General features: G+C 43.4%; 1 pseudogene. It reads right to left on the bottom strand.

Features of this window, described 5'->3' with window-relative positions:
- Positions 1–183 precede the first annotated feature (183 nt).
- Positions 184–709 (bottom strand): annotated as a pseudogene (locus OD355_RS13790) (IS3 family transposase); the annotation flags it as partial.

The following is a 709-nucleotide window of genomic DNA, read 5'->3' as shown; positions in this document are numbered from 1 at the left end:
TATAGTTCCCCCCATAGTTTGGACAGTAAATCTTAAAAGTTAAGTTTGATTTTGTTTGTTTTGAGGGTAGCAGTTTTGCATATTTCCACATAGGAAAAATCCCTTCAAAGATTTTTCCGTGTAGTGTGGGAATGTGTGAAACTGCGTGAACTTTCATTACGCTGCTTTTATTTCTGTAAGATTATAAATTACTGCAGGGACCTGGTAGTTCAGACTTTGATGCCTGCGATGGTGATTGTAGTAGGTAAAGTACTTTTTCAATCCACTATAGCACGCTTTTCCGTCCTGATAGGCGTAAAGATACACGTTTTCATACTTTACGCTGCGCCAAAGTCTCTCGATAAAAATATTGTCCAATGCCCGTCCTTTGCCATCCATACTCTGGCGGATGGTTTTGTGGGATTTTACATACTCCGTAAACACGTTTGCAGTGAACTGGCTGCCTTGATCGGTATTGATGATTTCGGGTTTTCCGTAAGTCTCTATGGCTTCATCCAGCATATCGCGGCACCACTCCGAAGTCATCGTGTTGCTCAGGTTCCATGCCACCACATAACGGCTGTAAAGATCAATGATGGCGACAAGATACAGATATCCGCCTTTTACCGGGATATAGGTGATGTCCATCGCCCAAACCTGGTTGGAACGTGTGACGGCAAGGTTTTTCAGCAGATATGGAAAGACTTCGTGCCCTTTTCCCTTGCCCTTC

It is taken from the genome of Haoranjiania flava (assembly GCF_025631005.1).
Classification (GTDB): domain Bacteria; phylum Bacteroidota; class Bacteroidia; order Chitinophagales; family Chitinophagaceae; genus Haoranjiania; species Haoranjiania flava.
The sequence above is the reverse complement of the archived record's forward strand: the minus strand, read 5'-3'. Positions and strand labels throughout refer to the sequence as shown.